The 21846-nt window shown below is 68.7% G+C and carries 21 protein-coding genes; 12 read left to right on the top strand and 9 right to left on the bottom strand.

Annotated features, from left to right (window positions below):
* Positions 1-31: 31 nt before the first annotated feature.
* Both AC1DOQ_RS22180 and AC1DOQ_RS22175 read right to left on the bottom strand, forming a co-directional pair.
* Positions 32-1738 carry a peptidoglycan D,D-transpeptidase FtsI family protein gene (locus AC1DOQ_RS22180; RefSeq protein WP_477369179.1) on the bottom strand — a complete coding sequence of 569 codons (1707 nt, stop codon included), beginning with the start codon at positions 1736-1738 and terminating at the stop codon, positions 32-34.
* Positions 1739-1741: 3 nt separating this feature from the next.
* On the bottom strand, positions 1742-2386 hold the full coding sequence (locus AC1DOQ_RS22175) for a trimeric intracellular cation channel family protein (protein WP_477369177.1): 645 nt from the start codon (positions 2384-2386) through the stop codon (positions 1742-1744).
* Positions 2387-2490: 104 nt separating this feature from the next.
* On the opposite strand from AC1DOQ_RS22175, the gene AC1DOQ_RS22170 reads away from it, so the two are divergent.
* Complete coding sequence (locus AC1DOQ_RS22170) at positions 2491-3390, top strand: LysR family transcriptional regulator (RefSeq protein ID WP_477369175.1); 900 nt, start codon at positions 2491-2493, stop codon at positions 3388-3390.
* Here AC1DOQ_RS22170 and AC1DOQ_RS22165 read toward each other — a convergent pair.
* The 6 genes from AC1DOQ_RS22165 to AC1DOQ_RS22140 form a co-directional block, all read right to left on the bottom strand.
* Positions 3387-4682 carry a M20 family metallopeptidase gene (locus AC1DOQ_RS22165; protein WP_477369173.1) on the bottom strand — a complete coding sequence of 432 codons (1296 nt, stop codon included), beginning with the start codon at positions 4680-4682 and terminating at the stop codon, positions 3387-3389. The two genes, AC1DOQ_RS22170 and AC1DOQ_RS22165, sit on opposite strands and share 4 nt — an antisense overlap.
* 61 nt (positions 4683-4743) lie before the next feature.
* Entirely contained in the window at positions 4744-6072 is a 1329-nt protein-coding gene (locus AC1DOQ_RS22160; protein WP_477369171.1) for a carbohydrate porin, read from the bottom strand.
* 3 nt (positions 6073-6075) lie between these two features.
* Positions 6076-7368, bottom strand: a complete 1293-nt coding sequence (locus tag AC1DOQ_RS22155) for an NAD(P)/FAD-dependent oxidoreductase (protein ID WP_477369169.1) — start codon at positions 7366-7368, stop codon at positions 6076-6078.
* A 37-nt stretch (positions 7369-7405) separates the two neighbouring features.
* A complete protein-coding gene (locus AC1DOQ_RS22150; RefSeq protein ID WP_477369167.1) occupies positions 7406-8635 on the bottom strand; it encodes an L-lactate MFS transporter in 1230 nt (409 codons plus the stop codon).
* Between the two features lies 1 nt (position 8636).
* The gene (locus AC1DOQ_RS22145) at positions 8637-9107 is read right to left on the bottom strand and encodes a lipocalin-like domain-containing protein (RefSeq protein WP_477369165.1); all 471 of its coding nucleotides are present in this window, start codon (positions 9105-9107) and stop codon (positions 8637-8639) included.
* A gap of 14 nt (positions 9108-9121) precedes the next feature.
* Positions 9122-9886: an SDR family oxidoreductase gene (locus AC1DOQ_RS22140; protein WP_477369163.1), complete on the bottom strand. Its 765-nt coding sequence runs from the start codon at positions 9884-9886 to the stop codon at positions 9122-9124.
* A 90-nt stretch (positions 9887-9976) separates the two neighbouring features.
* Between AC1DOQ_RS22140 and AC1DOQ_RS22135 the strand changes: the two genes are divergently transcribed.
* Positions 9977-10912, top strand: coding sequence for a LysR family transcriptional regulator (locus tag AC1DOQ_RS22135; RefSeq protein WP_477369161.1), 936 nt, complete (start codon positions 9977-9979; stop codon positions 10910-10912).
* Between the two features lie 67 nt (positions 10913-10979).
* Here the strand turns inward: AC1DOQ_RS22135 and AC1DOQ_RS22130 are convergent, their stop codons facing one another.
* Positions 10980-11894 (bottom strand): LysR family transcriptional regulator, encoded by a 915-nt coding sequence (locus tag AC1DOQ_RS22130; RefSeq protein ID WP_477369159.1) that lies wholly within the window; start codon positions 11892-11894, stop codon positions 10980-10982.
* 102 nt (positions 11895-11996) lie between these two features.
* Here AC1DOQ_RS22130 and AC1DOQ_RS22125 point away from each other — a divergent pair, with 102 nt between their 5' ends.
* The 10 genes from AC1DOQ_RS22125 (at position 11997) to AC1DOQ_RS22080 (ending at position 21841) form a co-directional block, all read left to right on the top strand.
* Positions 11997-13106: a muconate/chloromuconate family cycloisomerase gene (locus AC1DOQ_RS22125; RefSeq protein ID WP_477369157.1), complete on the top strand. Its 1110-nt coding sequence runs from the start codon at positions 11997-11999 to the stop codon at positions 13104-13106.
* A 22-nt stretch (positions 13107-13128) separates the two neighbouring features.
* The gene (gene catC / locus AC1DOQ_RS22120; RefSeq protein WP_477369155.1) at positions 13129-13419 is read left to right on the top strand and encodes a muconolactone Delta-isomerase; all 291 of its coding nucleotides are present in this window, start codon (positions 13129-13131) and stop codon (positions 13417-13419) included.
* 23 nt (positions 13420-13442) lie between these two features.
* Positions 13443-14363: a catechol 1,2-dioxygenase gene (catA, locus tag AC1DOQ_RS22115; protein ID WP_477369153.1), complete on the top strand. Its 921-nt coding sequence runs from the start codon at positions 13443-13445 to the stop codon at positions 14361-14363.
* Between the two features lie 8 nt (positions 14364-14371).
* Positions 14372-15742 (top strand): benzoate 1,2-dioxygenase large subunit, encoded by a 1371-nt coding sequence (gene benA, locus AC1DOQ_RS22110; protein WP_477369151.1) that lies wholly within the window; start codon positions 14372-14374, stop codon positions 15740-15742.
* Positions 15739-16230, top strand: coding sequence for a benzoate 1,2-dioxygenase small subunit (benB, locus tag AC1DOQ_RS22105; RefSeq protein ID WP_477369149.1), 492 nt, complete (start codon positions 15739-15741; stop codon positions 16228-16230). Before benA ends, benB begins: the two co-directional genes overlap by 4 nt.
* A 29-nt stretch (positions 16231-16259) precedes the next feature.
* Positions 16260-17297, top strand: coding sequence for a benzoate 1,2-dioxygenase electron transfer component BenC (benC, locus tag AC1DOQ_RS22100; protein WP_477369147.1), 1038 nt, complete (start codon positions 16260-16262; stop codon positions 17295-17297).
* Positions 17294-18079, top strand: coding sequence for a 1,6-dihydroxycyclohexa-2,4-diene-1-carboxylate dehydrogenase (locus tag AC1DOQ_RS22095; RefSeq protein ID WP_477369145.1), 786 nt, complete (start codon positions 17294-17296; stop codon positions 18077-18079). Before benC ends, AC1DOQ_RS22095 begins: the two co-directional genes overlap by 4 nt.
* Positions 18080-18088: 9 nt before the next feature.
* Positions 18089-18868 carry a 3-oxoadipate enol-lactonase gene (pcaD, locus tag AC1DOQ_RS22090; protein WP_477369143.1) on the top strand — a complete coding sequence of 260 codons (780 nt, stop codon included), beginning with the start codon at positions 18089-18091 and terminating at the stop codon, positions 18866-18868.
* Between the two features lie 106 nt (positions 18869-18974).
* A complete protein-coding gene (locus tag AC1DOQ_RS22085) occupies positions 18975-21110 on the top strand; it encodes an FUSC family protein (RefSeq protein ID WP_477369140.1) in 2136 nt (711 codons plus the stop codon).
* A complete protein-coding gene (locus AC1DOQ_RS22080) occupies positions 21107-21841 on the top strand; it encodes a transporter substrate-binding domain-containing protein (RefSeq protein ID WP_477369138.1) in 735 nt (244 codons plus the stop codon). The genes AC1DOQ_RS22085 and AC1DOQ_RS22080 overlap by 4 nt, the downstream gene beginning before the upstream one ends.
* The last annotated feature ends 5 nt before the right edge of the window (positions 21842-21846 follow it).

Raw genomic sequence — 21846 nt, 5'->3', positions numbered from 1 at the left:
GCCGCGGCCGGGATGCCGTCTCCCGGCCGGCTCAGGGCTCTTCGTCCACCGCCTCGAGAGGAACGATGATGTCGTCGACCGGCGCATCGGGCGCCACGTTCAGCGCCCGCAGCGTGTCCTGCACGACCGCCGCGAACACCGGCGCCGCCACCGTGCCGCCGTAGTGGCCGCCGGCCGAGGGTTCATCGATCATGACCGCCACGATCACGCGTGGCGCCGACACCGGCGCGAAACCGACGAAGCCGGCAACATAGGTGCTGGTGTAGCGCCCGCCGACCGCCTTGTGCGCAGTGCTGGTCTTGCCGGCCACGCGGTAGCCGGGGATCCGGGCGCGCGGCGCGGTGCCGCCGGGTGCGGCGGCGCGCTCCATCATGCCGCGCACCGCGCTTGCGGTCGCTCCCGAGATCACGGCCTGGGCGGCGGGCGCGGCGTCCGTCTTCAGCAAGGTCACCGGGATCGTGTCGCCGTCGCGGGCGAACATCAGGTAGGACTGCGCCATCTGCATCAGCGAGGTCGAGACTCCGTGGCCATAGCTGATCGTGGCCTGCTCGATCGGTTTCCAGCTCGCGTAGGGCCGCAGCCTTCCGGCGGCGCTGCCGGGAAAGCCGAGCCCTGGGGCCTGACCGAAGCCGGCTTTGGTCAGCAAGGCCCACATCTCGCCCGGCGCCATCCGCAGCGCCAGCTTTGCGGTGCCCACGTTCGAGGATTTCTGCAGCACCTCCGCCACCGTCAGGGTCCCGTGTGGACTGGCATCGTGGATGACGGCGCGGCCGATCGACAGGCGGCCCGGCGCCGTCTCGACGATCGTGTCCGGCGTCGCCACGCCGCTTTCGAGGGCCTGTGCGATGGTGAAGGGTTTCATCACCGACCCCGGCTCGAAGGTGTCCGTCAGCACCCGGTTGCGCAGCTGGGCGCCGGTCAGGCGGCCACGGTCGTTGGGGTCGTAGTCCGGCAGGTTGGCCAGCGCCAGCACCTCGCCGGTCCGCACGTCGAGCACGACGATGCCGGCGGCCCTGGCCTGGTGCTTCTTCAGCGCCGCCTTCAGGCGGGTATGCGCGATATGCTGGATGTTGCGGTCGATCGACAGCGTGAGGTCTCGACCGTCGCGTGCCGGCCGCGTCGTGCCCATGTCTTCGAGCAGGTGGCCGAGGCGGTCCTTGAGCACCCGGCGGCTGCCGGCGGCGCCGGCCAGGGTGGCATCATGGGCCAGCTCCATGCCTTCCTGGCCGGCATCCTCGACGCTGGTGAAGCCGACCACGTGGGCGGTCAGCTCTGCGTAGGGGTAGTGGCGCTTGTATTCCCCGCGCGTCTCGATGCCGCGGATGCCCAGTTGCAGGATGCGCTCGACGGTATCCTGCTCGACCTGGCGCTTCAGGTAGACCAGGCTGCGCCGCGATGCAAGCTTCGCATCCAGCTCCGGCCGTCCCAGGTCCAGCAGCCGCGCCAGGGCGTCGAGCTGCTGCGCCGAGGCGCCGCGCACCTCCTCGGGCACCGCCCACACGGCCTTCACCGGCAGCGACATCGCCAGCACATGGCCGTTGCGGTCGAGGATGCGCCCGCGGCTCGCCGCCAGCTCCTGCGTGCGCACATGCCGCGCCGCCCCCTGCCGGCGCAGGAACTCGTCGGCGACGAGCTGCAGCCAGACCGCGCGCAGGGCCAGCGTCGCGAAGGCCGCGAACATGAGGGACAACACCAGGCGCGAGCGCCAGGCCGGCGGGTGCCCGGGAACCGGATACATGGGTCAGTGACGCTCGCCGAGCTCGTCGTCGAAAGAACTGATGTCGGCTTCCAGCACCGGTAGCGCCAGCGCAAAGCGGATTGCCAGCAGGCGCAGGGCGAAGCCGGTCCCGATGGCGCTGAAGGTGGCGAGCCCGTCGCCGACGCCGGCGCGCAGCAGGCCGACGTACAGCAGGCCGGTCACCAGCGAGACGGTGGCGTACAGGTCGCGCCGCAGCACCAGCGGCACCTGGTTGCACAGGACGTCGCGCAGCAGGCCGCCGCACACCCCGGTGGTCGTGCCCATCAGGATCACCACCACCGGGTTGGCACCGGTGCCGGCCGCGATATCGCAGCCTATCACCGTGAAGGCCACCAGCCCGAGCGCGTCCATCCACAGGAAGGCGGTCTTCAGGCGGTGCATCCCCCGTGCCAGCAGGGCGGCGACGATCGCGGCGCCGACCGTGAAGGCGAGGTATTCGGGATGCGCGACCCAGCCGAGCGGATAGTGGCCGAGGATCATGTCGCGCACGGTACCGCCGCCGAGGGCAGTGACGGTGCCTACCACGCACAGCCCGAACAGGTCCATGCGCCGCCGCATGCCCATCAGGGCCCCGGACGCCGCTTCGGCGGCGATGGCAACCAGGTAGATCGTGTGAAGCAGGGTCATTCGGGGTCCGGGGTCGATACGGCAAAAGCGCGGCCATGGTACGATCCGCCAATGCATGTGTCCAATGCATTCTTTTTCTCGGAACCATTCATTTCGATCATCACGTGAACATCAGGCAGCTGGAACATCTGTTGGCCCTGGCGCGCACGCGCTCCTTCAGCCGGGCGGCGGAACAGCTGTTCATCACCCAGTCTGCCCTCAGCCGCAGTATCCAGGGTCTGGAGGAAGAGCTGGGCGCGCCCCTGCTCGACCGGATCGGCAAGCGCAACGAATTGACGCCGCTGGGCAAGGACGTGGTGGCGCGCGCCGAGCGGCTGGTGCGCGATGCGGGCGAGCTGCGCCGCAGCGCCGAGCTGTTCATGCAGGGCGAAGGCGGGTCGATGCGGATCGGGATGGGTTCGAATCCCGGCGCCATGCTGATGACGCCCCTGCTCTGCCATATGGCGCAGGAGCATCCGAGCGTCCAGGTCGGCATCACGCGCGGCCCGACCGGGCTGCAGCTCATGCAGCTGCGCGCCAACCAGCTCGACGCGCTGATCGTCGATGCGCGCAGCGTGCCGCCGTCCGCCGACCTGCGGGTCGAGATCGTCGGCGAACTGCGCACCTGCTTCGTATGCCGCGCCGGTCATCCGCTGGCCGGGCTGGACGAGGTGACGCCGGCGCAGGCGCTGGCCTACCCCATCGCCTCCGCGCCCCTGTCGGACGAGATCGCGCGCCTGCTGGTCGAGCTCTACGGACCGCAGGCGAATCCGGAACGCATGACGACCCTGCAGTGCGAGGACGTGGGCAGCCTGATCGGCGCCGTCGAGCGCTCGCAGGCCTTGTTCCTCGGCCTGGCCGCGGCCGCGCGCGAAGGGATCGAGGCCGGCCGGCTGGTCGAGCTCCCGGTGCGGCCGCGGCTGGAGGCGAAGGCGCGCTTTGCCTACGTGACCCTGGCCGGCCGCACCGAGGCGCCGGTGATGGCGGTGTTGCGCCGTTTTGCCGCCGAGCGGCTGCGCGACTAGGAAGCGTCCGGCGCGGCGGCAGCGCCTTGCGCCAGCCACGCCAGCGCCGCCACCACCAGGGTTTCCACCCCGGTCTCCAGGGTCGGATGGAGAACCGGCGCGAAGTACGGGCTATGGTTGCTCGGGATCTTGTTGACTTCGCCCGCCGCCTTCGCCTTCGCATAGGTGTCGGGGTCGGTGCCGCCGACGAACCAGAACACGGCCGGCACCTGCCATGCCTGGCCGAAGGAGCCGAAATCCTCGCTGGCCGAGGTCGGTCCGGTCTGGTGCACCCGCGCGGCGGGAAAATAGTGGCGGAAGGCGTCGCCCACGCGTGTGCTCGCGCCGCCGTCGTTGACGCCCATCGGATAGCTGTCCAGCATGGTGATCTCGGGCGGCCTGGGCGCGCCGGAAGCGGCCGCCTCGGCGTTGACGATCCGCTCGATGGCGTCCAGCACGCGCTGGCGCACCTTGGGGTCGTAGCTGCGCACGTTGAGCTTGATGAGGGCCTCGTCCGGAATCACGTTTTCCTTGGTGCCGGCCTGCAGCGAGCCGACGGTGACGACCGCCGCCTCGTTCGGCGACAGCTCGCGCGCGACGATCGTCTGCAGGCGCAACACCGTCGCCGCCGCCATCACCACCGGGTCGATCGAGGCCTGCGGCATGGAGCCGTGCGCGCCGCGGCCGAACAGGCGGACCTGCAGGCTGTCGGCGGCGGAGGTGATGGTGCCGGTGCGTCCGCCGACCTCGCCCGCAGACGCCACCATCACGTGCTGGCCGAGGATGACGTCGGGTTTCGGGAAGTGCTTGTACAGGCCGTCGTCGAGCATGGCGCGCGCGCCTTCGGCGGTTTCCTCGCCCGGCTGGAACACGGCCGCCAGGGTGCCGCTCCAGGCCGCGCGTCCTTGCGCCAGCAGGCTGGCGGCGCCGGCCAGCCACGCCACGTGCATGTCATGGCCGCAGGCATGCATCACCGGCACCGTGCGGCCCTCGCGGTCGACGGCATCGAGCGTGCTCGCATACGGCAATCCGGTCATCTCCCTGACCGGCAGCGCGTCCATGTCGGCGCGCAGCATCACGGTCGGACCCGGGCCATTGCGCAGCACCCCGACCACGCCGGTGCCGCCGATGCCGGCCGTGACGTCATAGCCGGCCGCGCGCAGGCGGTCTGCGGCCAGCCCGGCCGTGCGGTGTTCCTGCATCGACAGTTCCGGATGCGCATGCACGTCGGTGTACAGCGCTTCGAGCGCCGGCAGCAATTCCTTCAAGGGGGCAAGCACCTGGCCCGTGGCTTGCCCGAGGCGATTGTCCATGGCGACTCCCCGGAATGCGCACCGGAGCGCCGGTGCGCCTCCGAGTATAGACATGGCCGATTCAACGTGGCGCACGCGCGAAACCGCCGACCCGCCCAAGGTCCATGGTCAGCTTGAGGCCGAGCACCAGCGGGTCGCCGATCTCCCGGCCGGCGGTCGGGAAGCCGCGGGTGCCGGGATGGATCTCGTACTGGATGTTCGGCGTCAGCATCACGCCCGACATCAGCTCGGCCCGGTATCCGATCTCGATCGTGTATTCGTGGCGGCTGGGAGCGCCCGTGCCGCCCTGGAGGGCCCGTTTCTCGGCCAGGAAGCGCCCCAGCGAGCGGCCGTAGGCGGTGTCGGCCACGCCCAGCATGAAGGCGTCGTGCGGCCGTGAGGCGAAGGTGCCGTTCTGCACGATGCCCAGCTTGAGCGCCGAGGCGATCGGCTCGCCACCGTTAAAGCTGCGCAGCACGCTCCCGAACACGGCCAGGTTGGCCGTGCCGTGCGGATCCGGCCTGGCGATCACCTTGCCTGCCGTCAGATAGGCGCCCGAGCCGTAATGCATGACCGCATGCTTGCCTCCCTCGAGCGCATACGATTTTCCCTGCGCGTTGTAGTAGGCATCGTTGCGCGGCGCGTGCAGGTACCAGCCGCCCAGGCGGACGTAATGCGGCTTGTCCTCGTCCGCCAGGCTGGTCTCGTGGCCGGCCTCGAACAGCCAGTTGCGGCCGGTGAAGCGGGTCTTGTTGAAGTCGAACAAGTGGGCGTCGGGGTTGGTGACGTTGGTGTCGCTCATGAACAGGCCGGCCTGGGCATAGGCATGGCCGGAGCGCAGCAGCGCGCGCCCGGCCCAGGTCGCGAGCGGCGCGTTGGCGGTCCCGCTGTCCTGGCCCAGGCCCCAGATCGCGCCGCAGAACGCATGGTTCATGAACTCGCAGGCATAGGGCGAGCGCGCGAAGTAGGCCGAGGCCCCCATCAGGCCGGCCTGCAACTGCAGCGTGGCGCCCTTCCCCAGCGCCATGGTCCGTTCAAGCGAGAGATCGGCAAAACGCACGAAGGGAAACGGCGCGTAGTTTTCCTGGGTATCGATGCCGCCGCCGATGTAGTCCTCGTTGAGGCCATGCGACTTGATGGCGATGACCTTGGCGTGCAGGATGGCGCCCTGCCAGCCGGCCGCCTTGCCGAGGTCGACGTCGGCGCCGCCGAGCAGGTAGTGGGACACCGCGGCGCCCTGTTGCAGGCCGCCGGACACGTTGCCGGCGGTTTCGTTGACGTAGATCGCGCCCAGGGTGACGCCGTGCGCGGCCAGGGTATCGACGGCGGACACCGGCTCGCCGGCGCGGGCCGGCGTGGCCCAGGCCTGGGCGAGCGCGAGGGCAAGCAGGGAAATGACGGTCGGTTTCATCGTTCAGTGCAGCTTCAGCCGCGGTGAAGTCCGGCGGCTGATCCGGTCGCCCAGGATCAGCAGCGCGGTGCGCAGCAAGCCGCCCAAAGTCAGCTGGTGCATGCGGTACAGGGAAACGTAGAACAGCCGGGCCAGCCGCCCTTCCACGCGAATACTGCCCATCAGGCTGCCCATCAGGTTGCCGACCGCGCTGAAGCGCGACAGCGACACGAGCGAGCCGTAGTCGCGGTAGCGGTAGTCGGCCAGCGGGGCGCCGGCGATCCTGGCCTGGATATTGCGCGCCAACAGCGCCGCCTGCTGGTGGGCGGCCTGGGCGCGCGGCGGCACGTTGCGCCCGCTGCCGTCGCCGAGCTCGCAGGCGGCGCAGTCGCCGAGCGCGAAGACGGTGTCGTCGCGGGTGGTCTGCAGGGTCGGACGCACCACCAGCTGGTCGATGCGGTTGGTCTCCAGGCCGCCCAGCCCGCGCAGCAGGACCGGCGCCTTGATGCCGGCCGCCCATACCTTCAGCGACGCTTCGACCATGCCGCCGTCGGCGGTGCGGATGCCGTGTGCGGTGACCTCGGTCACCCGTGCCGACGTGATGACGGCAATGCCCAGGCTCTCGAGCGTCCGGTGCGCCTCCTGGCCGATGCGCTCGCCGAGCCCCGGCAGCACCCGCGGCGCGCCGTCGAGCACGGTGATGCGCACGTTTTCCGGACGGATCGCGCTCAGCCCGTAGCCGGGCAGCTCCCGGGCCGCGTTGGCCAGCTCGGCGGCCAGCTCGACGCCGGTCGCGCCGGCGCCGACGATGGCGATGCCGAGCCCGGCGTCGGTGGCTGCGCTGGCCTGGGCCCGCAGGTAATGGCCGAGCAGCCGGCGGTGGAAGCGGCCGGCCTGCTCGGGAGTATCCAGGAAGATGCAGTGTTCGGCCGCGCCGGGCGTGCCGAAGTCGTTGGCGACGCTGCCGACCGCGATCACCAGGGTATCGTAGGGAATCTCGGCCTCGGGCACGGCGGCGGCGTCGTCGAGGACCTGACGCAGGCGGATCGTCCGGCGACCGCGGTCGAGGCCGGTCAGGCGCCCGTGAAGGAACCGGAAGTGGTTCCACTTGGCCTGGGCGACGTAGTTCAGCTCGTTCGCCGGCACGTTGAGCGAACCCGCCGCCACCTCGTGCAGCAGGGGCTTCCAGACATGGGTCAGCTGGGCGTCGACCAGGGTGACGACCGCCTGCCCGCGCTTGCCGAGCGTGCGCCCGAGCCGGGTCGCGAGTTCGAGCCCGCCGGCGCCGCCGCCGACGATGACTATACGATGTGACATGGATGCTCTCTTTGGATTGAAGCCGATAGGGGACCGCTCATGCGGCCGCGGTGGGGGCGCGGCGCCCAAGACCGCGCAGCACTAGCGCGAGGCCGAGGCCGCCCACGCAGACGACGATGGCCACCAGGAAGGCCTTGCTGAAGTCGCCGCCGTTGAGGGCCGCCATCGAGGCGCCCAGGCGCGGGCCGCAGAAGGCCGCCAGTGCATAGCCGCAGAACATGATCCCGTAGTTCTCGCCGAAATACCGGAGGCCGAAGCGCGCCGCCACCAGCGCCGGAAACACGCCCATCACGCCGCCGAAGGCCAGGCCGATGCCGCACATGCCGACGATGAAGCCGCTGACCGAGGTCGACCCCGCCAGCACGCCCAGCATGGCGGCGACCAGCACGAAGATCACGATCAGGGTGTTCGGTCCGCCGATCCGGTCGGACACCGCGCCCCAGAAGAAGCGCCCCAGCGCATTGCTGGCGGCGTACAGCCCGACGCAGGCGGCGGCGACGCCGGCGCTGACGTGGAACATGTTCTGGCCGATCTGCGATGCGTTGGCGGCGATCATCAGGCCCGACATCGCGCCCGAGGCCAGCAACGCCAGCAGCAGGTAGAACACCGGTGTGGCCAGCATCGCGCGCCAGCCCAGTCCGTCGGATGCGGCGCCGGACTGCGGCGGCGTCCAGCCGGCCGGCCGGAAGCCCGCCGGCGCCGTCTTCGTCAGCAGGCCGCATGCCAGCGCCACCACGAAGAAGCCGATGCCGAGGATGCGCAGGGCCGACAGCACGCCGCCGGAGGCGATCAGGGATGCCGCCAGCGGCGCGGTGACCAGCGCGGCGGCGCCGTTGCCGGCGGTGACCAGGCCGGTCGCCAGACCGCGCTTGTCCGGGAAATAGCGCGCCACGTTGCCGAGCGCGCCGGCATAGGCGAGCGAGATGCCGATCCCGCCCAGCACGCCGTAGCCGAGGTAGAGCGCGCTCAGGCCGGGCACGCTGGCGATGATCACGAAGGCCAGGCCGAACATGCAGCCGCCCAGCATCATGCTGGCGCGGGCATAGCCGCGGTCGACCCATTTGCCGGCCAGGATCATCGGGATCGGGCACACCGCGGTGTTGACCGTGAAGGCCAGCGTGACCTGGGCCGCGCTCCAGCCCCGTTCGACGGCGAGCGGGCCGGAAAACACGCTGAACGCATAGATCGAGCCGGTGCACATCAGGGTCAGCACCGCGGTGGCCAGGTACAGCCAGCGCCTGCCGTTCGGGATCGAGGGCTGGTTCATGTCAGGCGGCCGAGGCGCGTTTCCACTTCAGGGCCGAGTTCACGGTCTTGCCCTGCGACTGGATCGGGCTGGCGGTGCCGAGATACAGGTAATCGCCCTCGATCTTCACCACCCGCGGCTGGGTCTGGCCTTTCCAGTTCGGGAACAGCGAGATGAACATGCTGTGGGTCAGCGACTGCAGTTCCTCGTCGACGTGGAAGGGGCCGGTATAGGCAATGTAGGAGCTGGCTTCCGCCTCGTATTCCTCCGGCGTGCCCTTGAACCAGTCGCCGGAGGCGAAGGGCATGCGTTGCGCATGGCACAACTGGGCCGACATGAAACCGTCCGGCGTGTACATGATGATGCCCTGCGGCGTTTCGCCGAACGGGTAGAAAGGCGCGGAGCCGTCGACCGGCTGTTCGACGTAGGAGACGAGCTTCCAGGCGCCGATCAGGCGCTCGCGCAGGGTGGTGGTGGTGGTGGTGTCGGACATGGTGATTCTCCCTTTCAGCTTGCGGTCTGGATGTCGTTATCGATCGGCAGCATCTGGCCCGAGATCGACTTGCCGGCATCGGAACTGATGAAGACGGCCAGGGCGGCGATGTCGCGCGGGTCGACGAAGCGCTGCAGCGACTGGATCGCCATGGCGGCGCGACGTTCTTCCTCCACCGGACGGCCGCTGACGGCGGCGCGGCCGGCCAGCACCTTTTCGATACGCTCGCCGGCGACGGCGCCCGGCAGGATCGCGTTGACGCGGATGCCGTCCGCGCCCAGTTCGCGCGACAGCGACTTGGTGAAGCCGACCAGCGCCCATTTGCTGGCCGAGTAGGCGCTGCGGTTCGGGTAGCCGAAGCGGCCGGCGACCGAGGACATCACGATGACCGAGCCGGCCTCCGACTGCTTCAGGTAGGGAATCGCGAGGCGGGTGACGTTGAAGGTGCCGTTGACGTTCACCTGCATCACGCTGTCCCAGGCGTCCGGGTCGAAGCTCTCGACCGGGGAGGTCGGGCCGGATATGCCGGCGTTGTTCACCAGCACGTCGATGCCGCCCAGCGCGGCGGCCGCCGCCGGCACCATGGCCTCGATCTGGCTGCGGCTGGACATGTCGCATACGGCGGTATGGATACGGTCGGATTCTTTCGCCAGGTCGGCGAGGCCGTCCGCGTTCAGGTCGACGACATAGACCTCGGCGCCCTGGGCGACGAAGGCGCGCACGATCTCGCGCCCGATGCCGGAGGCGCCTGCGGTGACGAGTACACGTTGGGTTTTCATGGCTGAGTCCTATATAAGAGTGACCTGGCCACTATAGGCTTGGGCGACCTATAATTGAAATCAAACAAAAGCATAGGACGTATAAGCCACATGGATACGAAAGAACTCTCGTCGATCGACCTGAACCTGCTGGTGTCGCTCGACGCGCTGCTGGCCGAGTCCAACGTGACCCGCGCGGCCGCACGCTTGCACATCAGCCAGCCGGCACTCTCCGCCCAGCTGGCGCGGTTGCGCCAGCTGTTCGGCGACCCGCTGCTGCTGCCGGCGGAAAGCGGCCGCGGCATGATCGCCACGGCACGCGCACTGGCGCTGCGTGCGCCGCTGCGCAAGGCGCTGGCCGACCTCGGCGCGGTGCTGGGCAGCGAAGCCGGCTTCGATCCGCATACCGGACAGCGCACCTTCCAGGTGGCGCTCGGCGACAACGCCACCACCGTGGTCGGGCTGCCGCTGATCGAGCTCCTGGGCGGCAGCGCGGGGCCGGGCGTGCGGATGACGATGAGCATGGCGGAGCCGGGCGCGGCTGCGGCCCTGCTGGAATCAGGAGAGATCGACCTGCTGATCGACGCGCAGCGCGCGATTCCGGAAAACGCGAAGATGCGTGTGCTGCCGACCCAGCCCTTCGTGATGGCGCAGCGCAAGGGCCATCCGCGCGGCACCGGAACGCTGGACCTGGAGACCTACCTGGGGCTGCGCCATGTGGTGGCCTCGCCGCTGCGCGGACCCTTGCATGGCTATATGGATGAAACCCTGGAACAACTGGGTTACCGGCGCAATCTCGTGCTGTCGGTGCCCCAGTTCGGGATGGTGCCCGCGGTGCTGGAGAAGTCGGATTATGTGTCGACCCTGCCGGCCGGCCTGCTGGCCGGCTACGCGGACCGGCTGGACATGTTCGCGCTGCCCTTCGATGCGCCCCCCTTCGCGCTGGCGATGGCCTGGCATCCGCGCAACCACAAGGAGCCGGGGCTCGAATGGCTGCGCGAACTCGCCGCGAGGGCGGCCGGGATTTCCGTGGCGGCCCAGATGTGAAGTTGCAAGAGCTTGTTTCGGCTGGTTGAGAGCCTGGACATCGGTGCTTTGCCGCCTTGAGCCGCCTTTATAGGCGCTCCTTCTCGTAGGGCAGGCCCATGTCGTCATAGATCGAGTACACCGCCGCCAGCATGTTCTCCAGTTCGGGCGAGCGGTCCATGTGGCGCACGCTGAACAGGACCGGCGAAAAAGCGTACTTGTCCTCGATCTTCAGGTAAGCCACGTTCCGGTGGTGCATCCCCACCACGCTTTCCGGCACGATCGAGATGCCCTGCCCGGCCGCCACCAGCCCCATCGCGATCTGCAGCTCGCGCACCTCGGTCACATGGTCCGGCACCAGGTTCGCTTCGCTGAACGCGGCCAGCACCTGGTCGGCGAAGCTGGGCCGCGGCGCCTTCGGATACACCAATAGCGGCTCGTGCAGCAGGTCCAGCAGGCGCAGGCCTTCCCGCCGCTGCGCCAGCCGGTGGCCGGACGGCACCGCCGCCACCATCCTTTCGTCGCGCAGCCGGATCCGGCGGATGCTCGGATCCTCGCTCTTGATGCGGCCGAAGCCGACGTCGATCCGTCCCTCCTTCAGTGCCTTCAACTGGTCCACCGTGGTCATCTCGTGCAGGGTCACCTCGACCTCGGGGTGGCGCTCGCGGTAGCGGCGGATGATGTCGGGCAGCAGGCCGTACAAGGTCGAGGCCACGAAGCCCACCGACAGCGTGCGTTCCAGCTTGCCCACCCGCTGGGTCATCGCCTTCAGGTCCCGCACCTGGTCGAGCAGCGGCTTCGCGTGGGCCAGGAAGAACTGGCCGGCCTCGGTCAGCTTCAGGGGCCGCGACCCCTTTTCGATCAGCGCGACTCCCAGGTATTCCTCGAGCTGCTGGATCTGCCGGCTGAGTGGCGGCTGGGCGATGTGCAGGCGCTCGGCCGCCCGCGTGAAATTCCTTTCCTCCGCTACCGCCACGAAGTACCGCAAGTGTCGCAATTCCATAACCATACCTTACAGGTATTAAAGGGATACCAAAACGGTGTTGGACGCCCATCATTCGCAGGAATATCGTGTCATCACCTCAGCGCATTATACGAAATAAATATGATTCAAACTATCGAAACCATCCTCGTCGACGTGCCGACGATCCGTCCGCACAAGCTGTCCGTGGCGACGATGAGCACCCAGACCCTGGTGCTGGTGCGGGTCCTCTGCGCCGACGGCATCGAAGGCTGGGGCGAAGCCACCACCATCGGCGGCCTGAACTACGGCGACGAGAGCCCGGAAAGCGTCAAGGTCAACATCGACACCCACATCGCTCCCCTGCTCGTCGGCATGGAGGCCGCCCAGCCGGCCAAGGCGATGGCGAAGATCCGCAAGATCATCCAGGGCAACCGCTTCGCCAAATGCGCCCTCGAGACCGCCCTGCTCGACGCCCAGGCGCGCCGCCTCGGTGTCCCGCTGTCCGAACTGCTGGGCGGCCGCGTGCGCGACGCCCTGCCGGTGGCCTGGACCCTGGCCAGCGGCGACACCGCCAAGGACATCGCCGAGGCCGAGCACATGCTGGAGATCCGCCGCCACCGCATCTTCAAGCTGAAGATCGGCCTGCGCAGCGTCGCCGACGACGTCGAGCACGTGCTGGCGATCAAGCGCGCCCTCGGCGACCGCGCCAGCGTGCGGGTCGACGTCAACCAGGCCTGGAGCGAGCTAGATGCCGTGCGCGGCATCGCGGCCCTCGAAGCCGGCGGCATCGACCTGGTCGAGCAGCCGGTGAAAGCCGTCAACGCCGGCGCCATGGCGCGCCTGAAGCAGCGCTTCGACGTCGCCATCATGGCCGACGAGGCCCTGCACGGTCCCGACGACGCGATGGCGCTGGCGCGCATGGATGCGGCCGACGTGTACGCGGTCAAGATCGCCCAGTCCGGCGGCCTGCTGCCGGCGCTCGAAGTGGCGACCGTGGCGCGCCTGGCAGGCGTCGGCCTGTACGGCGGCACCATGCTCGAAGGCGGGATCGGCACCGCCGCCACCGCCCACCTCTGCGCCACCTTCCCCGAACTGGCCTGGGACACCGAACTGTTCGGCCCCCTGCTGCTGACCGAGGAAGTGCTGCGCGAGCCGCTGGTCTACCGCGATTTCATGCTGCAGGTGCCGGCCGGCCCGGGCCTGGGCGTCGAGATCGATATCGAGAAACTGCGCCGGATGCAGCGCAACTAAGGATGCCCCCAAGGAGAGACCCATGTTGTTCCATGTACGAATGAACGTCAACCTGCCGGCTTCGATGCCGCAGGACGACGCCGCAAAGCTCAAGCAGGTCGAAAAAGAATATTCCCAACGCCTGCAGCAGGAAGGCAAGTGGCGCCACATCTGGCGCATCGCCGGCCAGTACGCCAACGTCAGCATCTTCGACGCCGACAGCGTCGAAGAGCTGCACGCGCTGCTCACCGCCCTGCCCCTGTTCCCCTATATGCAGATCGAAGTGATGCCGCTGTGCCGCCATCCGTCCTCGATCCGCAGCAACGACCAGTAAGCCATAACACAAAGGAGACCACAATGAATCACGCAGACATCGACACCCTGGTAAAGAACTGGATCGTGGACGCCGCCGACCGCCCCGCCGACCCGCGCGTGCAGCAGGTCGTGGTGCGCCTGCTGGGCGACCTGTGCAAGGCGATCGAAGACCTGGACATCACGCCGACCGAATTCTGGCACGGCATCGGCTACATGTCGGCCGCCGGCGCCGCCAGCGAACTGGGCCTGCTGGCCGCGGGCCTGGGACTGGAGCGCTTCCTCGACATCCGCGCCGACGAGGCCGAACGGAAGGCCGGCCTCGAAGGCGGCACCCCGCGCACCATCGAAGGCCCGCTGTACGTGGCCGGCGCGCCGGAGAGCGTGGGCTTCGCCCGCCTCGACGACGGCACCGAGAGCGATCAAGCGGAAACCCTGTTCATGCAGGGCACCGTATTCGACCAGGAAGGCAAGCCGCTGCCGAACGCGAAGGTCGAAGTCTGGCACGCCAACCTGCTGGGCAACTACTCGTTCTTCGACCGCAGCCAGTCCGACTTCAACCTGCGCCGCACCATCGTCACCGACGCCGACGGCCGCTACCAGTTCCGCAGCATCATCCCGGTCGGCTACGGCTGTCCGCCGGACGGCACCACCCAGCAGCTGCTGAACCTGCTCGGCCGCCACGGCCAGCGCCCGGCCCACATCCACTTCTTCGTGAGCGCCCCGGGGCAGCGCAAGCTGACCACCCAGATCAACATCGACGGCGACGAATACCTGTGGGACGACTTCGCCTTCGCCAGCCGCGAAGGCCTGGTGCCGCCGATCGTCCGCGTCGACGACCCGGCCCGGATCGCCGCGAAGCAGCTGGACAAGCCCTTCGCCTCGATCGATTTCGACTTCCACCTGTACCGCGACACCGACGCCGCACCGAGCACCGTCGTCGAGCGTAACCGCGCCGCCGCCTGAGGCCTGCCATGATCCCGATCCGTCCCGTCAACGCGTTCAAGCCCACGAGCCTGGACGACTACCTGGTGGAAGATGCCGCCACCGGCCAGTACCGCCTGCACCGCAACGCCTTCACCGACGAAGGCCTGTTCGAAATGGAGATGCAGCATATCTTCGAAGGCAACTGGATCTACCTCGCGCACGAGAGCCAGGTCGCCAACGTCAACGACTACTACACGACCCATATCGGCCGCCAGCCGGTCTTCATCGCGCGCAACCGTAACGGCGAGCTGAATGCCTTCATCAACGCCTGCAGCCACCGCGGCGCCCAGCTGTGCCGCCACAAGCGCGGCAACAAGGCGACCTATACCTGCCCATTCCACGGCTGGACCTTCAACAACAGCGGCAAGCTGCTGAAGGTGAAGGACCCGGCCGAAGCCGGCTACCCGGAATGCTTCAACAAGGAAGGTTCGCACGACCTCAAGAAGCTGGCGCGCTTCGGCAGCTACAAGGGCTTCCTGTTCGGCAGCCTGAACCCGGACGTGGCGCCGCTCGAGGAGTTCCTGGGCGAGGCAGGCAAGATCATCGACATGATCGTCGACCAGTCGCCGGAAGGGCTGGAAGTGCTGCGCGGCTCCTCGACCTACACCTACGATGGCAACTGGAAGCTGCAGGCCGAGAACGGCGCCGACGGCTACCACGTGACGGCCGTGCACTGGAACTACGCCGCCACCACCAACCACCGCAAGGAAGAACAGGCGGCGGGCGAGGACAAGATCCGCGCGATGGATGCCGGCAACTGGGGCCGCCAGGGCGGTGGCTTCTATGCCTTCGAGAACGGCCACATGCTGCTGTGGTCGCAGTGGGCGAACCCGGAAGACCGCCCCAACCACGCGCGCCAGGCCGAATACGCCGAGAAGCATGGCAAGGCCATGGCCGGCTGGATGGTGGAGCGCTCGCGCAACCTGTGCCTGTACCCGAACGTCTACCTGATGGACCAGTTCAGCTCCCAGATCCGGGTGCTGCGCCCGCTGTCGGTGGACAAGACCGAGGTGACGATCTACTGCATCGCGCCGAAGGGCGAATCGGACGAGGCGCGCGCCCACCGCATCCGCCAGTACGAGGATTTCTTCAACGTCAGCGGCATGGCGACCCCGGACGACCTGGAGGAATTCCGCGCCTGCCAGCAGGGCTATGCCGGCGCGGCGATGGCCTGGAACGACATGTGCCGCGGCGCCACCCACTGGATCCACGGCCCCGACGAGGCGGCAAGGGACATCGGCCTGGCGCCGGTGATGAGCGGTGTGCGCACCGAGGACGAAGGCCTGTACACGGTGCAGCACCGCTACTGGCTGGACGTCATGAAAAAGGCCTTCGACGCCAAAGGAGAAGCGAAATGAGCGCGGTCGCCATGCAGGACATCCTCGCCTTCCTCTACCGCGAAGCCCGCCTGCTCGACGACGAGCAGTGGGACGAGTGGCTGCAGTGCTACCACCCGGACGCGCGCTTCTGGATGCCGTCCTGGGACGATGACGACAAGCTGGTCACCGATCCGCAGCGCGAGATCTCGCTGATCTTCTACCCGAACCGCCAGGGCCTGGAAGACCGCGTATTCCGGATCAAGACCGAGCGCTCCAGCGCGACGATTCCCGATACCCGCACCAGCCACAACATCGCCAACGTGGAAATCGAAGGCGTCGAAGGCGGCGTGGTCACCGTGCGCTTCAACTGGCACACGCTGAGCCACCGCTACCACACGAACCACAGCTATTTCGGCATGTCGCGCTACGCGATCGATTTTTCCGGTCCGCGTCCGCAGATCCTGGACAAGTACGTCGTCCTGAAGAACGACTACATCAGCCAGGTCATCGACATCTACCACATCTAAGCAACGCACAAGCACAGCAGGAGCCGATCATGACGCATACGATCGCGCTGCAGTTCGAGGACGGGGTCACCCGCTTCATCAGCTGCAACGACAACGAAAAACTGGCCGACGCGGCCTACCGCCAGAAGGTCAACATTCCCCTCGACTGCCGCGACGGCGCCTGCGGCACCTGCCGCGGCCTGTGCGAGTCCGGGCAGTACGAGATGCCGCCCGACAGCTATATCGAGGACGCGCTCGACGACAAGGACGCTGCCGCCGGCTACGTGCTGGCCTGCCAGATGCGTCCCACCTCCGATTGCGTGGTGAAGATTCCCGCCACGTCAAGCGCGTGCAAGACCGGCGTCGCCGACTACCAGGGCAAGCTCGCCGCCGTCGAGCAGCTCTCGGCCTCGACCATCCGCTTCTCGGTGGCGCTGGACCAGCCGGAGCTGCTGGACTTCCTGCCGGGCCAGTACGTCAACGTCACAGTGCCCGGCACGGCCGAGACCCGCTCCTATTCCTTCAGCTCCGCCCCTGGCGCGGCGCACGCCAGCTTCGTGGTGCGCAACGTGCCGGACGGCCTAATGAGCGGCTACCTCACGCAGCGCGCCGCGCCGGGCCAGGAAATCTCGTTCAGCGGTCCCTTCGGCAGCTTCTACCTGCGGCCGCTGGCGCGCCCGCTGCTGCTGCTGGCCGGCGGCACCGGCATCGCTCCCTTCCTGTCGATGCTGGACGTCATGGCCGCCAAGGGCTTCACCCAGCCGGTGCGGCTGGTCTACGCGGTGACCAACGACCACGACCTGGTCGAACTCGCCCGCCTGGACCGCATCGCCGCGGCGCATCCGCAGTTCGAGTACCTGACTTGCGTTTCCGCCGAAGCCAGCAGCCATGCGCGCAAGGGCTATGCCACGGCCCACGTCGAGGCGGCCTGGATGAACGGCGGCGACGTCGACCTCTACCTGTGCGGACCGGTGCCGATGGTCGAGGCGGTGCGCGGCTGGCTGGACAGCACCGGCATGAAGCCGGCCAACTTCTATTTCGAGAGATTCTCCGCCAGCGCCGCCGCCGGCAAGGGAGGTGCCGCATGATCCATCCGGACCGTTTCAAGGACCAGGTCATGGTCGTGACCGGCGCCGCCCAGGGCATCGGCCGCGGCGTGGCGCTGGCCGCCGCCCGCGAAGGCGCCCAGCTGGTGCTGGCCGACCGCTCGTCGCTGGTGAACGAAGTCGCGCAGGAGGTGGCCGCCCTCGGCGCGCAAGTCGTGGTGTCGGAAGTCGACCTCGAGACCTGGGATGGCGCCCAGGCCTTGATGGCGCGCGCGCTCGACGACTATGGCCGCATCGACATCCTGGTCAACAACGTCGGCGGCACCATCTGGGCCAAGCCTTACCAGGAATACGAGGAATGGCAGATCGAGGCGGAGATCCGGCGCTCGCTGTTCCCGACCCTGTGGTGCTGCCGCGCCGTGCTGCCGTCGATGATCTCGCGCCAGGCGGGCGCCATCGTCAACGTGTCCTCGGTGGCGACGCGCGGGATCTACCGCATCCCGTATTCGGCCGCCAAGGGCGGCGTCAACGCGCTCACCGCCAGCCTGGCCTTCGAGCATGCGGGCGACAACATCCGCGTCAACGCGGTGGCCACCGGCGGCACCGAGGCGCCGCCGCGCAAGGTCCCGCGCAACCCGAACCCGCTCAGCGGGCCGGAACAGGCGTGGTACCAGGGCATCGTCGACCAGACCATGGCCACCAGCCTGATGCACCGCTACGGCAGCATCGACGAGCAGGTTGGCGCGATCCTGTTCCTGGCCTCGCGCGAGGCTTCGTATATCACCGGTACCGTCCTGCCCGTGGCCGGCGGCGACCTGGGCTGAGGAGACCGCATGCCTTACGCACACCTGGATGACGGCCGGCTCTACTACCGGACCGATGGCGACCGCAAGAAGCCCTGCCTCCTCCTTTCGAATTCGCTCGGCACCGACCTCGGCATGTGGGACGCGCAGGCCGCGGCGCTGGCCGAGGACTTTCATGTGGTGCGCTACGACACCCGCGGTCATGGCGGCTCCGCGCGCGGCAACGGGCAGGCCGGGATTGCGCGCCTGGGCCTGGACGTGCTCGGCCTGCTCGACCATCTCGGCATCGCGCGCACGCACTTCTGCGGGATCTCGATGGGTGGCTTGACCGGCCAGTGGCTGGCCATCCATGCGCCGCAGCGCGTCGACAAGCTGGTGCTGGCGAATACCGCGGCCCGCATCGGCAACCTGGATGGCTGGGCCACGCGCGCCGCGCTGGTCCGCGTCGAAGGCATGGGCGCGGTGGCGGATGGCGCCGCGTCGCGCTGGTTCACCATGCCGTTCATCGCGCGCCAGCCGGCCGCGGTGCGCCACCTGATCGGGCAGCTGCGCGCACAGGATGCCGAAGGCTATGCCGCCTGCTGCGACGCCCTGTCCCGCTGCGACCTGCGCGAACAGGTGCAGGGCATCGCCAGCCCCACGCTGGTGATCGCGGGCCGCCACGATCCGGTCACTACGGTGGCCGACGGCGAATGGCTGGCCGGACAGGTGGCGGGGGCGCAGCTGGCGGTGCTGGACGCGTCCCACCTGTCGAATATCGAGGCCGCGGAGGAATTCACGGCACTGCTGCGGCGCTTCCTGCCGGCGTAAAGACGGACACGAATGGCCGTGCGATGAATCGGCCCGGCTGGCGTTTTTTGCTAAAATCGCCAGCAAAGCCTACCCGACTCCTGGCAGGCGCGGCCCATTCGATCCCATGCACTACGCCCTAGCACCGCGCACCTTCCTCTTCAGCCACTATTTCTACACCGGCCTGCGGATCGCCACCGGCATCGTCGGCCTGACCTACCTGACCTATCTCGCCGCCGACCTGCCGGCCGCGATGGCGGTCGCCATCGGCGCACTGTGCACCAGCCTGATGGACATGCCCGGCCCCCTGCGCCACAAGTTCAACGAGATGCTGGCCGGGGTGCTGTCATGCTCCCTGGTGGCCCTGCTGGTCAGCCTGTCTTCGCCGGTGCCCTGGCTGCTGCGCAGCGTGATCGTGCTGGTTTCCTTCCTGTCCAGCATGATGGTGGTGTATGGCCGGAAGGCGATGCCGCTGCAGTTCGTGGCCCTGTTCGTGATGATGCTGTCGAGCGAGGCGGCGGCCACGCCCTTGCAGGCGCTGCGCCACGGCGGCCTGTTCCTGCTGGGCGGCGCCGGCTACATGGCCTATGCGATGGTGGTCGTGTGGATCCTGCGGCGCCGCCTCAAGCAGCAGGTGCTGGCCGAAGCGCTGTACGAGCTGGCGGCCTATACCAGCAACAAGGCCGGCTGCTACGACCTGGCGAATCCGCTGCCGGCGCAGCTGGAAAAGCTGGTGCGCCAGCAAAGCGTGCTGGCCGAGCGCCAGCAGGCCTCGCGCGACCTGATCCTGCGCGGCAAGCCCAGGCCCGACGAGGCGGTGCTGGTGCAGGTCCACTACGCCATGTTCGACCTGTACGAGCTGCTGCTGTCGACCCACACCGATTACGCCCTGCTGCGCGACTACTTCGCCGACGGCCCGGTCCTGCCGCTGCTGGGCGACCTGATCGGCAAGGCCGCGCTGGACATCGAATCGGTGGCCTATGCGATGACGCGCAACCGGCCCTCCCATGCCGCTTTCGACTACCGCGCCGAACTGCGCGCGCTCGACGAAGCCCTACGCACCCTGGCTCCCGGCGAGGGCGCGGCCGAGGGCGCCCTGGCCGTGCTGCGCGGGACGTCCAACAAGATCCGCGAGCTGATCGCGATGATCGCGCGCCTGCACGCGGCCAGCCAGGCGCCACAGGGTGAACTGCCGATGGCGCGCGACGCCGACCTGACGCCCCTCCTCACCCAGCAGCGCTACAACATCGGCATCCTGCTGGCCAACCTGCACTGGACCTCGCCGACCTTCCGCTACGCCCTGCGGGTGGCGATGGCGATCTCGGTGGGCCTGATGTCGGCCGAATGGCTGCCCTACAAGACGCACGGCTACTGGACCGCGCTGACCATCGCCGTGGTCCTCAAGCCCAGCTTCAGCATCACCCGCCAGCGCCGCGCCGACCGCCTGACCGGCACCCTGATCGGCTGCATGCTGACCGCCGTGATCCTGCACTTCGTCCACGCGCCGGCCATCCTGTTCGGCTTCCTGTTCGTCGCCACCGCGGCCGGACCGACCTTCCTGTACGTGAAATACCGCTACACGGCGATCGCCGCCAGCGTCCAGGCCCTGCTGCTGATCGGCCTGACGGTGCCGCACGGCGGCGGCGCCATCGGCGAACGCCTGCTGGACACCGTGGTCGGCACCCTGATCGCCACCTTCTTCAGCTACGTCCTGCCGAGCTGGGAATACCAGAACCTGCCGCTGCTGGTGGACGCGGTGCGCGACGCCAACCGCAAGTACGTGGACGCCGCCTGCGAACTGCTGCGGCGCCGCAGCGGCGACGATTTCCACTACCGGATCGCCCGCAAGCGCTTCATGGACAGCCTGGCGGCGCTGAGCGCGGCGCTCGGCCGCATGCTGGACGAGCCGGCGAACAAGCAGCTCGCCCCGGCCGAGCTGGCCCGCTTCACGGTGCAGAACTACCTGCTGGTGGCCCACATGGCGGCGCTGCGCCTGCTGCTGCAGCGCTACGCGGAAAACCTGCCGCACGCCGAGGTCGACGCCGCCCTCGAACGGATGTTCGCCGAAGTCCGGGCCACGCTCGGGGACGCGCCGCCGGCCGGCCCTGCGCCCGCCGGCGAACGAACGGTCTGGATCGCGGCGTGGCCTGGCTGGGGGCCGCTGCAGCGCCGGCTGCGTCTGCTGCAGCAGGATGCGGCCGAGGTGGCGGTTTGCAGCGTTGCGATCGACCACGTTCTTAAAACACCAAGCGGCATGCCATGACCCCGACTCCTGCCCTCCTCGCCGCCTTCGCTCCCGCCGGCAAGCTGCGCGCCGCCATCAACCTCGGCAATCCGATCCTGGCGTACAAAGCCGACGATGGCAGGGCCCGCGGCGTCTCCGTCGACCTGGCCGGCGAATTCGCGCGCCTGCTGGGCGTGGAACTGGAGCTGGTGGTCGTCGATACGGCCGGCGAGTCGGTCGACGCGCTCGCCTCGGAGCAGGCCGACATTGGCTTCTTCGCCATCGACCCGCTGCGCGGCGCAAACATCGCCTTCAGCGCGGCCTATGTGCTGATCGAAGGCTGCTATCTGGTGAGGCAGGAATCGCCGCTCCGGGCCAACGAGGAAGTCGACATCGCCGCGCACCGCGTCGTGGTCGGCAAGGGCAGCGCCTACGATCTCCACCTGAGCCGCACGCTGCAACATGCGCAGCTCCTGCGGGCGCCGAGCTCGCCCACCGTGGTCGACACCTTCATGGAATCGGGTGCGGAAGTCGCGGCCGGCGTGAAGCAGCAGCTGGAAGCGGATGCGCGGCGCTTCGGCGGCCTGCGCCTGCTGGACGGCCGCTTCATGGTCATCCGGCAGGCGATGGGCACGCCGAAGCGCCGTGGCGCCGACGCCGCAGCCTTCCTCGCGCGCTTCGTCGAACACATGAAAGCCAGCGGCTACGTGGCCGCGGCCCTCGCCCGCCACCGCATCGACGGCGCCTCGGTGGCGCCTGCGGCGGCGTGATGCGG

It is taken from the genome of Massilia sp. 01N417 (assembly GCF_056399645.1).
This window is presented reverse-complemented; position numbering and strand designations above follow the sequence as displayed.